13 protein-coding genes are annotated in these 12735 nt (G+C 70.7%); 5 read left to right on the top strand and 8 right to left on the bottom strand.

Going from position 1 to position 12735, the window contains the following annotated elements; genetic code table 11:
* Nucleotides 1-83: 83 nt before the first annotated feature.
* The 3 genes from ACRRSS_RS09860 to ACRRSS_RS09850 all read left to right on the top strand — a co-directional run bounded on the left by ACRRSS_RS09860 (nucleotide 84) and on the right by ACRRSS_RS09850 (nucleotide 2130).
* On the top strand, nucleotides 84-866 hold the full coding sequence (locus ACRRSS_RS09860) for a sporulation protein (protein WP_435970837.1): 783 nt from the start codon (nucleotides 84-86) through the stop codon (nucleotides 864-866).
* A gap of 53 nt (nucleotides 867-919) precedes the next feature.
* Nucleotides 920-1459 (top strand): YbhB/YbcL family Raf kinase inhibitor-like protein, encoded by a 540-nt coding sequence (locus ACRRSS_RS09855; RefSeq protein ID WP_435970836.1) that lies wholly within the window; start codon nucleotides 920-922, stop codon nucleotides 1457-1459.
* Nucleotides 1460-1623: 164 nt separating this feature from the next.
* Nucleotides 1624-2130, top strand: coding sequence for an HNH endonuclease (locus tag ACRRSS_RS09850; RefSeq protein ID WP_435970835.1), 507 nt, complete (start codon nucleotides 1624-1626; stop codon nucleotides 2128-2130).
* Between the two features lie 63 nt (nucleotides 2131-2193).
* Here ACRRSS_RS09850 and ACRRSS_RS09845 read toward each other — a convergent pair whose 3' ends face one another.
* The 4 genes from ACRRSS_RS09845 to ACRRSS_RS09830 form a co-directional block, all read right to left on the bottom strand.
* A complete protein-coding gene (locus ACRRSS_RS09845) occupies nucleotides 2194-2967 on the bottom strand; it encodes a sulfite exporter TauE/SafE family protein (protein WP_435970834.1) in 774 nt (257 codons plus the stop codon).
* A 92-nt stretch (nucleotides 2968-3059) separates the two neighbouring features.
* Nucleotides 3060-3995 carry an SPFH domain-containing protein gene (locus ACRRSS_RS09840; protein ID WP_435970833.1) on the bottom strand — a complete coding sequence of 312 codons (936 nt, stop codon included), beginning with the start codon at nucleotides 3993-3995 and terminating at the stop codon, nucleotides 3060-3062.
* A gap of 93 nt (nucleotides 3996-4088) precedes the next feature.
* Nucleotides 4089-4520 carry an NfeD family protein gene (locus tag ACRRSS_RS09835; protein ID WP_435970832.1) on the bottom strand — a complete coding sequence of 144 codons (432 nt, stop codon included), beginning with the start codon at nucleotides 4518-4520 and terminating at the stop codon, nucleotides 4089-4091.
* A 74-nt stretch (nucleotides 4521-4594) separates the two neighbouring features.
* Entirely contained in the window at nucleotides 4595-5392 is a 798-nt protein-coding gene (locus ACRRSS_RS09830) for an ABC transporter ATP-binding protein (protein WP_435970831.1), read from the bottom strand.
* Nucleotides 5393-5522: 130 nt separating this feature from the next.
* Here ACRRSS_RS09830 and ACRRSS_RS09825 point away from each other — a divergent pair, with 130 nt between their 5' ends.
* Nucleotides 5523-6314, top strand: a complete 792-nt coding sequence (locus tag ACRRSS_RS09825) for a hypothetical protein (protein WP_435970830.1) — start codon at nucleotides 5523-5525, stop codon at nucleotides 6312-6314.
* Between the two features lie 153 nt (nucleotides 6315-6467).
* Here the strand turns inward: ACRRSS_RS09825 and ACRRSS_RS09820 are convergent, their stop codons facing one another.
* The 3 genes from ACRRSS_RS09820 to ACRRSS_RS09810 form a co-directional block, all read right to left on the bottom strand.
* Nucleotides 6468-6710 carry a chaplin gene (locus ACRRSS_RS09820; RefSeq protein ID WP_435970829.1) on the bottom strand — a complete coding sequence of 81 codons (243 nt, stop codon included), beginning with the start codon at nucleotides 6708-6710 and terminating at the stop codon, nucleotides 6468-6470.
* A 152-nt stretch (nucleotides 6711-6862) separates the two neighbouring features.
* Entirely contained in the window at nucleotides 6863-7507 is a 645-nt protein-coding gene (locus ACRRSS_RS09815; RefSeq protein ID WP_351909786.1) for a response regulator transcription factor, read from the bottom strand.
* On the bottom strand, nucleotides 7500-8648 hold the full coding sequence (locus ACRRSS_RS09810; RefSeq protein WP_435970828.1) for a GAF domain-containing sensor histidine kinase: 1149 nt from the start codon (nucleotides 8646-8648) through the stop codon (nucleotides 7500-7502). The genes ACRRSS_RS09815 and ACRRSS_RS09810 overlap by 8 nt, the downstream gene beginning before the upstream one ends.
* Nucleotides 8649-9101: 453 nt before the next feature.
* Here ACRRSS_RS09810 and ACRRSS_RS09805 point away from each other — a divergent pair, with 453 nt between their 5' ends.
* The gene (locus tag ACRRSS_RS09805; RefSeq protein WP_435970827.1) at nucleotides 9102-9881 is read left to right on the top strand and encodes a transglycosylase SLT domain-containing protein; all 780 of its coding nucleotides are present in this window, start codon (nucleotides 9102-9104) and stop codon (nucleotides 9879-9881) included.
* Nucleotides 9882-9967: 86 nt separating this feature from the next.
* On the opposite strand, the gene ACRRSS_RS09800 is transcribed toward ACRRSS_RS09805, so the two are convergent.
* Nucleotides 9968-12541, bottom strand: coding sequence for an FHA domain-containing protein (locus tag ACRRSS_RS09800; RefSeq protein WP_435970826.1), 2574 nt, complete (start codon nucleotides 12539-12541; stop codon nucleotides 9968-9970).
* Between the last annotated feature and the right edge of the window lie 194 nt (nucleotides 12542-12735).

The raw sequence follows: 12735 nt of genomic DNA, 5'->3' as shown, positions 1-12735 counted from the left end.
CCCGAGCGTAGTGGGGTCCGGTGGGGAACCGGTTACGGTCGTCGCGCGTATGTAGGGGTCAGGACTGAGAAGGAGTGAAGGTCATGGGATTCAAGAAGCTGCTCGCGAGCCTGGGTGCCGGTGGGGCCACCGTGGAGACGGTGCTCACCGAGGAGAACGTGGTCCCGGGCGGTGTCGTCCAGGGTGAGGTGCGGATCCAGGGCGGCAGTGTCGACCAGCAGATCGAGGGGCTCTCCGTCGGGCTGCAGGCGCGGGTCGAGGTGGAGGGCGGCGACCAGGAGCAGAAGCAGGACATCGAGTTCGTCAAGGTCCGTCTGGGCGGTGCCTTCGAGGTGAAGGCCGGCGCGGTGCACGTGGTGCCGTTTGGTCTGGAGATCCCCTGGGAGACGCCGGTGACCTCCGTCTCCGGTCAGCAGCTGCGCGGCATGAACATCGGTGTGACGACCGAGCTGGAGATCGCCCGCGCGGTGGACTCCGGTGACCTCGACCCGGTCAACGTGCACCCGCTGCCGGCACAGCAGGCCATCCTGGACGCCTTCCTCCAGCTCGGCTTCCGTTTCAAGAGCGCGGACATGGAGCGCGGGCACATCCGCGGGACGCGGCAGAAGCTGCCCTTCTACCAGGAGATCGAGTTCTTCGCGCCGCAGCAGTACCGGGGGCTGAACCAGGTCGAGGTCAGTTTCATCGCGGACGAACGCGAGATGGACGTCGTCCTGGAGATGGACAAGAAGCCGGGTCTGTTCGGTGAGGGCAGCGACTCGTTCCGTGCCTTCAAGGTGGGTCTGCACGACTTCCACACCACCGACTGGGCGGCGTACCTGAACCAGTGGCTCGCCGAGGTCGGCGGCCGTCGCAACTGGCTCTAGGCTCGGCCCCGTAAAGGCTGCTGAGGCAGTACGGGCGATACGGAGGTTTCGACGTGTCCGAGGGCAAGAGGGCGCCGCTCCCCCACGACTTCCATCCGCCGGTGGCGGCGTTCACGGTGGTGAGCGACGACATCGCGCCGGGCGGGGTCCTGAAGGACGCTCAGGTCCACGCGGAGGGGAACACCTCGCCGCAGCTGCGCTGGGAGGGGTTCCCGGCGGAGACGAAGAGCTTCGCCGTGACCTGCTTCGACCCGGACGCCCCGACGGGCAGCGGGTTCTGGCACTGGGTGCTGTTCGACATCCCGGCGTCGGTGACGGAGCTGCCCGCGGGTGCCGGGTCGGGGTCGTTCGAGGGGCTGCCGGCCGGTGCCGTGCACGTCCGGAACGACTACGGCTCGAAGGACTTCGGCGGTGCCGCTCCTCCGGCGGGGGACCCGGCGCACCGTTACGTCTTCACGGTGTACGCGGTGGACAGCGAGAAGCTCGGTCCCGACGGCGACGTGTCGCCCGCGGTGGTCGGCTTCAATCTGCGGTTCCACACGCTGGGGCGTGCCCAGTTGATCGGTGAGTACGCGGCTCCCGCGGCGGTCTGATCATTGGTTTGTTGTTTGCCCGCTTCTGGTCTTGGAGAGATCAGAAGCGGGCATCTTTTGTTGCACGGGAAATTGCGTTGTCCGACCGGGCCCGCCCGGCCATCGTTGATCCAGGCCCCACTGCCCCGCTCCGGGGCCGGGCCTGCACACGGGAGGTGGGCACAATGCGGGACACCCTGGTCCTCAACGCGAGCTTCGAGCCGCTTTCGACGGTCACACTCAACCGTGCGGTGGTGCTGGTCCTGCAGTCCAAGGCCGTCGTGGAGCACGCGCATCCCGATCTGCGGGTGCGCGGTGCCGCCGTCGACCTCCCGGTGCCGCGGGTGATCAGACTCTGCCGCTACGTGCGGGTGCCGTTCCGAAGACAGGCACCGTGGTCGAGGAGGGGGGTGCTGGTGCGGGACCAGCACCGGTGCGCGTACTGCGGGCGGCGGGCGACGACCGTCGACCACGTGGTGCCGCGCGCCCAGGGTGGTGGGGACAGCTGGCTGAACACGGTCGCCTCCTGTGCCGAGGACAACCACCGCAAGGCCGACCGGACCCCGGAGCAGGCGGGAATGCCGCTGCTGCACCAGCCGTTCGAGCCGACTCCGGCGGACGCGATGCTGCTCGCGATGCGGGCGAGCGAGCGGTCCGAGCTGCCGGAGTGGCTGGTGAAGGCGGCCGCGTAGCCCCGTCTCGTACGGTGTGGGCCCGCCTCCCGTGTGGGGAGGCGGGCCCTTCCGTCGTTCCGGCTACTTGAGCGTGAGCTGCAGGATGGCGATGACGCCGACTGTGATGATCACTCCGCGCAGGACCGTGGGTGACAGCCTGCGGCCGACCTTGGCGCCGATCTGGCCGCCGATGGTGGAGCCCACGGCGATGAGCAGGACGGCCGTCCAGTCGAAGTCGGCGACGAAGAGGAAGAAGACGGCGGCGATGCCGTTGACGAGGGCGCCGAGGATGTTCTTGACGGCGTTGATCCGCTGCAGGCTGTCGTGGAGCAGCAGGCCCATCAGCGAGAGGTAGAGCACGCCCTGCGCGGCGCCGAAGTATCCGCCGTACATGCTGGCGAGGAAGAGGCCGACGAGAAGGGCGGGACCGCCGTCGGGGTGGGCCTCGGTGCCGGTCTGTTCGCGGCGGCGCTTCACGGCGGCGGAGATCCGGGGCTGGAAGAGGACCAGGACGAGCGCGAGGCCGATGAGGACGGGGACGATCGCGTCGAAGGCCTCGGACGGCAGGGCGAGGAGGAGGATCGCGCCGATCAGTCCGCCGAGGAGGGCGGCGCCGCCGAGGCGGAGGATGCGGGCCTTCTGGCCCTTGAGCTCGCGGCGGTAGCCGATGGCCCCGCTGATGGAACCGGGCACGAGGCCGAGGGCGTTGGAGACGTTCGCGGTGATCGGCGGGAGTCCGGTCGCCAGAAGGACCGGGAAGGTGATGAGCGTTCCCGATCCGACGATGGTGTTGATGGTGCCGGCTCCGATGCCGGCGGCGAAGACCGCCAGTGCTTCCCAGATGGACAACGCCATCTCCTTACATGGTCGGTGAGTCGCCTCCCCGCCCTGAGGTCGTCGGGGTCGAGGGGCTCGCACCGATCATGCACGAGAGTTACGTGTACGTGTCAGTCAACCGGCGGTTCGTCTCGCCTTTCGGTCCCGCCGCCCTTGGTGTTGAAGCCGGAGCCGCCGCCGACGTTGCCGAGGGCTCCGGAGAGGCCCTTGAGGGCGTCGCCGATCTCGCTGGGCACGATCCAGAGCTTGTTGGCGTCGCCCTCGGCGATCTTCGGGAGCATCTGGAGGTACTGGTACGAGAGGAGCTTCTGGTCGGGGTCGCCGGCGTGGATGGCCTCGAAGACCGTGCGGACGGCCTGGGCCTCGCCCTCGGCGCGCAGGGCCGCGGCCTTGGACTCGCCCTCGGCGCGCAGGATCGCGGACTGCTTCTCGCCCTCGGCGGTGAGGATCGCGGACTGGCGGGTGCCCTCCGCGGTGAGGATCGCGGCGCGCTTGTCGCGCTCGGCGCGCATCTGCTTCTCCATCGAGTCCTGGATGGAGGTCGGCGGCTCGATCGCCTTGAGCTCGACGCGGTTGACGCGGATGCCCCACTTGCCGGTGGCCTCGTCGAGGACGCCTCGGAGGGCCGCGTTGATCTCCTCGCGGGAGGTCAGGGTCCGCTCCAGGTCCATGCCGCCGATGATGTTGCGCAGGGTGGTGACGGTGAGCTGCTCGATCGCCTGGATGTAGCTGGCGACCTCGTAGGTCGCGGCCCTCGCGTCGGTCACCTGGTAGTAGATGACGGTGTCGATGTTGACGACGAGGTTGTCCTGGGTGATCACCGGCTGCGGCGGGAACGGGACGACCTGCTCGCGCAGGTCGATCCGGTTGCGGATCGAGTCGATGAACGGGACGACGATGTTCAGTCCGGCGTTGAGCGTGCGGGTGTAGCGGCCGAAGCGCTCCACGATCGCCGCGCTCGCCTGCGGAATGACCTGGATCGTCTTGATCAGGGCGATGAAGACGAGCACCACCAGAATGATCAGGACGATGATGACTGCTGACATCGTGTTCCCCGTGCCCTTCGCTGCCGGTTGACTGCCGGGTGGCTTTCGATGATCGAGTTTCCCAGATGGCGGAGCGTCATGGGCGAGGTTCGGTCACATGACGACGGCGGTTGCCCCGTCGATGTCCACGACGTCGACCTGTTCGCCCGGCTCGAAGGTCTGCCCGGTGTCGAGCGCGCGGGCGGACCAGATCTCCCCCGCGAGCTTGATCCTGCCTCCTCCGGTGCCGTCCACCCGCTCCAGGACGACGGCCTGACGCCCCTTCAGGGCATCGACCCCGCTGGCGTGTTGGGGCCTGCCGTCGCGGTGACGGGCGGCGATCGGGCGCACCACCGCGAGGAGAGCCACCGAGACGGCGACGAAGACGAGCACCTGGGCGACGACCCCGAAGCCGAGGGCCGCGGTCACCGCCCCCGCGACCGCTCCGGCCGAGAACATGCCGAACTCGGGCATCGCGGTCAGGACCAGGGGAATGCCGAGCCCCACCGCGCCGATCAGCCACCACACCCATGCGTCGATGTCCACATGGTCATGGTAGGGCGGTGGGGTCCCGCGGGACAGGGCGCGGGCGACTGTGCGGAACGCCTGCGCGCCGTCGGCTACTTGAGGGGCAGGCCGTGGGCGGTCCAGCGGTCGCCGACGCGCTCGACGACGAGCGGCAGGCCGAAGCAGTGCGAGAGGTTGCGGGAGGTCAGTTCCATCTCCACCGGGCCGGCGGCGAGGACCTTGCCCTGACGGATCATCAGGACGTGGGTGAAGCCGGGCGCGATCTCCTCGACGTGGTGGGTCACCATGATCATGGAGGGGGCGTACGGGTCGCGGGCGAGGCGGCCGAGGCGGCGGACGAGGTCCTCGCGGCCACCGAGGTCGAGACCGGCGGCGGGCTCGTCGAGGAGGAGGAGCTCGGGGTCGGTCATCATCGCGCGGGCGATCAGGGTGCGCTTGCGCTCGCCCTCGGAGAGGGTGCCGAACCTGCGGTCCAGGTAGTCGTTCATCCCGAGGCGGTCGAGGAAGGCCTTGGCGCGCTGCTCGTCGACCGGGTCGTAGTCCTCGTGCCAGGTGGCGGTCATGCCGTACGCGGCGGTGAGGACGGTCTCCAGGACGGTCTGGCGCTTGGGGAGCTTCTCCGCCATGGCGATGCCGGCCATGCCGATGCGGGGGCGGAGCTCGAAGACGTCCGTGCCGACGCCGCCGAGCTGCTCGCCCAGGATGTGGGCGGTGCCCTTGCTGGGGAAGAGGTAGCTGGAGGCGATGTTCAGAAGGGTGGTCTTGCCGGCGCCGTTGGGTCCGAGGATCACCCAGCGCTCGCCCTCCTTGACCGACCAGGAGACCTCGTCCACCAGAGCCCGTCCGTCGCGGACCACGGATACGTCCACCAGCTCCAGTACATCGCTCATGAGCGCGTTGTCTCCCCTTGCGGTCGAGTCGTCGCCTTGCGCCGGTGGGCGCGGCGTCCAGGGGAAAACCTACGTTATCGACGGAGCGGGCCGGTCCCTAGGGCTTCCTTTGAGTCCTTAGGCTGTGGGGATGCTTTCGGAACCACGCTCAGGACGCCTGGCCGCATGGGGCAACGCCCTGCTGGCCGGGGCGGTGTCGCCGGACGAGGCGGCGCTGGCCATTGTCGGGGAGGACGCGGTGCACCGCGTGGAGGGGCTGCCGGGCGAGGCCCGGCCGGTGGGGCTGACGCTGGCGCTCGGCCGGCTCCGGCGGCTCGGGGTGACCGGGTGGCGGGTGGCGCTGCCCGCGCCGGGGCATCCGCTGGGGCTCAGTGGACCCGCCGACTTCAACGCGCGCGCGTTGGAGGCGGAGGAGGCGGCGGTGGGGTACGGCGCGCCGTTCGGCCTCGTGCCGGAGGTCTCGGAGGCGGGGCCCGCGGGCGATGTGCACGTGGAGGTGGTCTGGCGCTGTCTGGCGGTGCGGGAGGCCCCGCCGGCGGACGTGCCGTCGCTCGGCGAGGCCGAGCGGGAGCTGGCGGAGGCGCTGCGGGACGCGACGTCGGTGCTGACCCGGCTGGACGTGGCGGCCTCGGGCCCGGTGGCGGACGCGGCACGGGAGGCGTACCGGGCGCGGGCGGAGGTGGGGCGCGAGGTGCTGGCCCCGGGGTACCCGCCGCGGGCGGTACGGGTCCTGGAGCTGGCGCAGCGGGTGGGCCTGCTCGTGGACCTGGCGTACGACCACGGGCACGGCGGCGCGGTGAGCGCGTCGGAGATGGCGGCGCGGGGGGAGGCGCTGCGTCCGGTGGAGCGGGTGGCCCGGCGGGCGCAGGTCGCCGCGTACAACGCGTACGTGGAGGAGAGGGAGCGGGACCGGGGGTTCTGAGGCCCGGGCGGCGCCCGGCGCCGGGCGGGACGGAGCGCGTCGGGAGGTGGGGCCTGGGGTGCCGGGCCCCGGGTACGGCCCGCGCCCGGGGCGGGAACCGAAAGACCGGCCCCCCGGGGATCGTGTGGGGGCCGGTCTGGTTCCGGGGGGGGCTCAGCCGTTGAAGGCGCCGTTGCCGAAGGCCGGGTTGAGCAGGCCGATCACGTTGACCGTGTTGCCGGAGACGTTCACGGGGACGTGGACCGGGACCTGCACCAGGTTGCCGGAGGCGACGCCCGGCGAGTTGAGGGCCTTGCCCGTGGCCTCGGCGCCGTGGGCGGAGGCGACACCGGCACCGGCGGCGACGATGCCGCCGGCGACCATGGTGAGGGCAGCGGCCTTCTTGAGGTTCTTCACGTGGTACATCCTCCTGGTCATCGCTGCGGCCGGTCAGCCGCAGCACGCCATGGAGAACGCCGCACCCCTCGCGAGGTTGCGCCGAACGGGGGACATACACACGACGGTATGAAGGACTGAACGGTCGTGCGCCCGGCGCGCGAGGGGGCGCGTCAGTTGCTGAGACCGTGCCGGACCGCCCAGAGGGCCGCCTGGGTGCGGTCCGAGAGGTCGAGCTTCATCAGGATGTTCGAGACGTGCGTCTTGACCGTCTTCTCGGAGAGGACGAGCGCGCGGGCGATCTCGCGGTTGGAGCGGCCGTCCGCGATCAGGCCGAGGACCTCGCGCTCCCGCTCCGTGAGCGTCGACCCCCGCCCCGTACCCCCGTGGGAGTCGTCCTGGGCGAGGAGCGCGTCCGCGACCTCGGGCTGGAGCAGGACGTGCCCCGCGTGGACGGAGCGGATGGCTCCGGCCAGGGCGTCGGGGTCGATGTCCTTGTAGACGTATCCGGAGGCGCCGGCGCGGAGCGCGGGGACCACCGTGCGCTGCTCGGTGAAGCTGGTGACGACGAGGACCCTGGCGGGGTTGGCGAGTGCCCGGAGCCGCTTCAGCGCCTCGATGCCGTCGGTACCGGGCATCTTCACGTCCATGAGGACCACGTCGGGGTGGAGCTCCTCGGCCCTGGCGACGCCCTCGGCGCCGTCGGAGGCCTCCCCCACGACCTCTATGTCGTCCTGTACCTCCAGGAAGGTCCGCAGGCCCCTGCGGACGACCTGGTGGTCGTCGACCAGCAGGACACGGATCCGCTTGTCAGCCACCGGGAACCTCCATCTCGATCGTGGTGCCCTCGCCCCGGGCCGAGGTCACGGTCAGCGATCCGCCGACGCCGCCGGCGCGGTCCCGCATGGAGACCAGGCCGAGGTGGCGCCCGGCGCTTCGGACCGTACGCGGGTCGAAACCCTTCCCGTCGTCGGTGACGGTGAGGCGTGCGCCCTGGCCCGCGCGGGTGAGGGAGACGGTGACGTGTTCCGCGTCCGCGTGCCGCAGGGCGTTGTGCAGGGCCTCCTGGGCGACCCGGAGCACGGCCTCCTCCTGCGCGGCGGGCAGCGCGCGGGTCCCCGCGCCCTCGAAGGTGACCCTGGCCGCGGTGTGGGCGCGGTCCAGGACCTGGACGTGGGTACGGAGGGTGTGGACGAGGCCGTCCTCGTCGAGGGCGGCGGGTCGGAGCTCGACGACGGCGGCGCGCAGCTCGTCGGCGGCCTCGGCGGCCAGCGCGGCGACCTGCTGGAGCTCGCCCTTGGCGCGGGCGGGGTCGCGGTCGACGAGGGCGGCGGCGGCCTGGGCGGTCAGCCGGAGCGAGAAGAGCTTCTGGCTGACGGCGTCGTGCAGCTCGTGGGCGAGGCGGGAGCGCTCCTCGGCGATGGTGAGCTCGCGGCTGCGCTCGTACAGGCGCGCGTTGGTGAGGGCGATGGCCGCGTGCTGGGCGAGGATCGAGAGGAGTTCCTCGTCCTCGGCGGTGAAGCCGCAGCCGCCGGTCACCCGGGGGCAGCGCTTGTTGGCGAGGAAGAGGGCGCCGAGGGTCTCGTCGCCGTCCCTGACGGGGAGGCCGAGGAAGTCGGACATCTCGGGGTGGGCGTCCGGCCAGCCCTCGAAGCGGGGGTCCTCGCGGACGTCGGCGAGCCGCTCGGGCTCGGCCTGGTGGAGCATGGCGGCGAGGATGCCGTGCTGCCGGGGCAGCGGGCCGATCGCCTTCCACTGCTCGTCGCCGACCCCGTCGACCACGAACTGGGCGAAGCCGCCGTGGTCGTCGGGGACGCCCAGGGCCGCGTACTCGGCGTCGAGGAGCTCGCGGGCGGAGACGACGATCGTCTTGAGGACGTCGCGGACCTCCAGGTGGCGGCTCATCGCCAGGAGGGCGGTGCTCACGGCGGCCAGGCCGGAGCTCGGTCGATGGCTCATGTGGTCACCGTACCGGCGGGCCGTGACGGTCCGTATCCGTCCGAAGACCTCGGAGGAGGGGGACCGGGGACCTAGGTCCTGGTGCCCGGGGGCCTTTCTCCTCCCTTCCCTCCCCTGGTCTCCTCCGCGAGGAGGAGGGGGCTCACTGTGCGCATCGCTTACGCAACGGGTGGTGAGTTCGTTACGTGCCCGATGTGAGCCCGCGCATAGGACCCAGGTCACTTACGAAGACCCCTAGTGGACCCCGGAGGGCGGGTCAGGGTGGGGTGAGTCAGACATAAGGGCGCTTCCGTGGCTTGTGCACGGGCCCCTGATCCACTACCCGGGATCGTACGTCACACCTTTGCCACGGCATTTTGCTGCCGCTAAGAATTGCCCCCGTCGCCGCCGATGAAGGCGCAGCGCCGCCCCGGCCGAGCGACGACCCCCAGCGATTCGAAGAGGTAGTCCGTTATGTCTGCGAACACCCCTGGCCACACTCGTGGTCTGAAGAAGACCCACAAGGCCACGATCGCCGGCGTCGCCGCTCTGAGCGCCGCCGCGCTCACCCTCTCCCTGGTGCAGGGCGGCGGGTCCACCGAGACCGAGCCGCAGGCTCTCTCCGGCACGCAGCAGGTGGCCTGGTCGTACAACGCGAACAGCCCGCAGGCGAAGGCCCTGGCCGCCAGCGTCACCGAGCAGCAGTCGACCGTCGGCCTGAAGGCCAAGCAGGAGGCCGCGGCGAAGGCCACGGCGGACGCGAAGGCGAAGGCCGCCGCCGCCAAGGCGAAGGCGGACGCGAAGGCCAAGGCCGCCGCGAAGGCGAAGGCGGACGCCAAGGCCAAGGCCGCGGCGAAGGCCAAGGCCGACGCGAAGAAGCGTGCCGCGGCGAAGACGGTCGCGAGCCGTTCCGTCGCCCGTACCCCGGTCTTCGCGAACAACCTCGACGGCTGGATCCGCGAGGCGCTGTTCATCATGGACAAGCACGACATCCCGGGCAGCTACAACGGCCTGCACAAGAACATCATGCGCGAGTCCAGCGGTAACCCCCGGGCGATCAACAACTGGGACATCAACGCCATCAACGGCGTCCCGTCCAAGGGCCTGCTCCAGGTCATCTACCCGACCTTCAAGGCGTACCACATCCCCGGCACCAAGTTCGACCAGTACGACCCGGTCGCCAACCTCGTCGCCGCCGCCAACTACGCGGCCGACCGCTACGGCTCCATCGACAACGTCAACAGCGCGTACTGATCGCACTCCGTCCGCTGTCGTCGTACGCCGGAGGGCGGCACCCCCGTGCGGGGTGCCGCCCTCCGGCGTACGGGCGTGCCCGGTGACTACTTGCGCATGACCTCGGGCTCGTGGCGGCGCAGCAGCCGTGCCACGGCGACGCAGCAGACGGCGGCCATGAACAGCTGGATGCCGAGGTCGAGGCTCCACTGGCCGACCGTGTGCTCCCACAGCGGGTCGGTGTCGGTGGGGTTCTTCGGGTCCCACGGCGGCATCAGCCGGGCCAGGTCGAGCGTGGTGCCGGCGCCGGCGATGCCCCAGCGGGAGGGCATGAGCCAGGCGAACTGCTCCAGGCCGGGCGAGCTGTACACCTGGAAGAGGATGCCGGTGAAGACGACCTGGATGATCGCGAACATGACCAGGAGCGGCATGGTCTTCTCGGCGGTCTTCACCAGGGCGGAGATGACCAGGCCGAACATCATCGAGGTGAGGCCGAGGGCGATCACCTGGACGCACAGCTCGATGGCCGGCGGCATGAACAGGCCCTCCTCCGGCAGCTGCCGGGTGGAGAAGCCGATGCCGCAGATGATGACGCCCTGGAAGGCCGTGATGAGGCCGAGGACGATGACCTTGGACATCAGGTACGCCGAGCGGGAGAGGCCGGTGGCCCGCTCCCGTTCGTAGATGACCCGTTCCTTGATCAGCTCACGGACCGAGTTGGCCGCGCCGCTGAAGCACATGCCGACCGCGAGGATCAGCATGATCGTGCCCGCGTCGCCGTTGAAGCGGGACGGCGGCGTGGGCGAGCCCAGGCCGAAGTCCGCCGGGATGACCACCGAGACCGCGCCGAGGACGGCGGGCAGGATGACCATCAGGCCCAGGAAGCCCTTGTCGGAGGCGATGACGGAGACGTACCGGCGGATCAGGGTCCACAGCTGGGAGCCCCAGCCCTGCGGCTTGGGCGGCCTGGCCATCGCGTGCTGCGGCATCTGGACGGGCTGCGCGGCGACGGCGTCGATGTCCGCGGCGTACAGCTGGTAGTGCTGCGATCCCTTCCAGCGGCCCGCCCAGTCGTAGTCGCGGTAGTTCTCGAAGGCGGAGAAGACATCGGCCCAGGTGGAGTAGCCGAAGAAGTTCAGCGCCTCCTCCGGCGGACCGAAGTACGCCACCGAGCCGCCGGGGGCCATCACGAGGAGCTTGTCGCACAGGCCCAGCTCGGCCACCGAGTGGGTGACCACGAGGACCGTGCGGCCGTCGTCGGCGAGGCCGCGGAGCAGCTGCATGACGTCGCGGTCCATGCCCGGGTCGAGGCCGGAGGTCGGCTCGTCCAGGAAGATCAGCGAGGGCTTGGTGAGGAGCTCCAGGGCGACCGAGACGCGCTTGCGCTGACCACCGGAGAGGGAGGTGACCTTCTTCTCCTTGTGGATGTCGAGCTTCAGCTCGCGCAGCACCTCGTCGATCCGGGCCTCGCGCTCGGCCTCGGCGGTGTCGCCGGGGAAGCGGAGCTTGGCCGCGTAGCGCAGCGCCTTCTGGACGGTCAGCTCCTTGTGCAGGATGTCGTCCTGCGGGACCAGACCGATGCGCTGGCGCAGCTCGGCGAACTGCTTGTAGAGGCTCCGGTTGTCGTAGAGGACGTCGCCCTCGTTGGCCGGGCGGTAGCCGGTCAGCGCCTTGAGCAGCGTGGACTTCCCGGAACCGGACGGGCCGATGACCCCGATCAGCGACTTCTCCGGGACGCCGAAGGTGACGTCCTTGAGGATCTGCTTGCCGCCGTCGACCGTGACCGTGAGGTGGCGGGCCGAGAAGGAGACGGAGCCGGTGTCGACGAACTCCTCGAGCTGGCCGCCGACGAGCCGGAAGGTCGAGTGGCCGACACCGACGATGTCCTGCGGGCCGAGGAGGGCCGTGCCGCCCTTGGGGATCGGCTGACCGTTGACGTACGTGCCGTTGTGCGAGCCGAGGTCGCGGATCTCGAAGCGGCCGTCGGGCGTCGCGTGGAACTCCGCGTGGTTCCGCGAGACCTGGAGGTCGGAGACGACCAGTTCGTTCTCGAGGGCACGGCCGATGCGCATGACGTGGCCGAGGGCCAGCTGGTGGAACGTGGTGGGACTGCGGTCGGCATAGGCCGACGACGCCCCCGCGGCGACGCCGTGCTGACCGTGTCCCTGCTGGTGCGGCACCTGCGGCTGCGCCGGCGGAGGCTGCTGCCAGCCGTGCTGCGGCGGGGCCTGGTGCTGCGGCGCCTGGTGCTGCGGCGGGGCCTGGTGCGTGATCCACTCGGCCTGCTCCGCGGCCTGGTGGGCCGCGACGGGGCGGCCCGCCTGGGCCTGCGGCTGCGGCTGCTGGGCGTGCTGCTGGGCCTGCGGCGCTCCCTGGGCTCCGGCGGCGAGATTCAGCCGCGGGCCGTCGGTCGCGTTGCCGAGGTGGACGGCCGACCCGGGGCCGATCTCCATCTGGTGGATCCGCTGCCCCCGCAGGAACGTGCCGTTGGTCGAGCCGTGGTCCTCGATGACCCAACTCCGGCCGCCCCAGCTGATCGTGGCGTGGCGCCACGAGACCCTGGCGTCGTCGATCACCAGGTCACCCTGGGGATCACGGCCCAGGGTGTACGACCTGGACGGATCGAGCGTCCAGGTCCTGCCGTTCAATTCCAGTACGAGTTCCGGCACTCCATGCCCCACTACTTGTCCCCCGATGTACCCCCGTCGCGGGGAGTCCAGGGATGCGAATCATCCTGGGGAACTATTTCAGGCCCGGCCCCCTCTCCGAAAGTCGGGCCGCGTGAAGACCCGGGAGAGGGTCTCGCGCGCTGCCGCCGGGGCGGGCCCGCGACCGGTCGGGTGTCCGGTACGCGGGACGGGGGGTCGGTCGGCGC

This window comes from Streptomyces sp. Qhu_M48, assembly GCF_051305195.1.
Taxonomy (GTDB): Bacteria; Actinomycetota; Actinomycetes; order Streptomycetales; family Streptomycetaceae; genus Streptomyces.
Note: the sequence above shows the minus strand (reverse complement) of the source record. Positions and strands in the feature narration are given on the sequence as shown.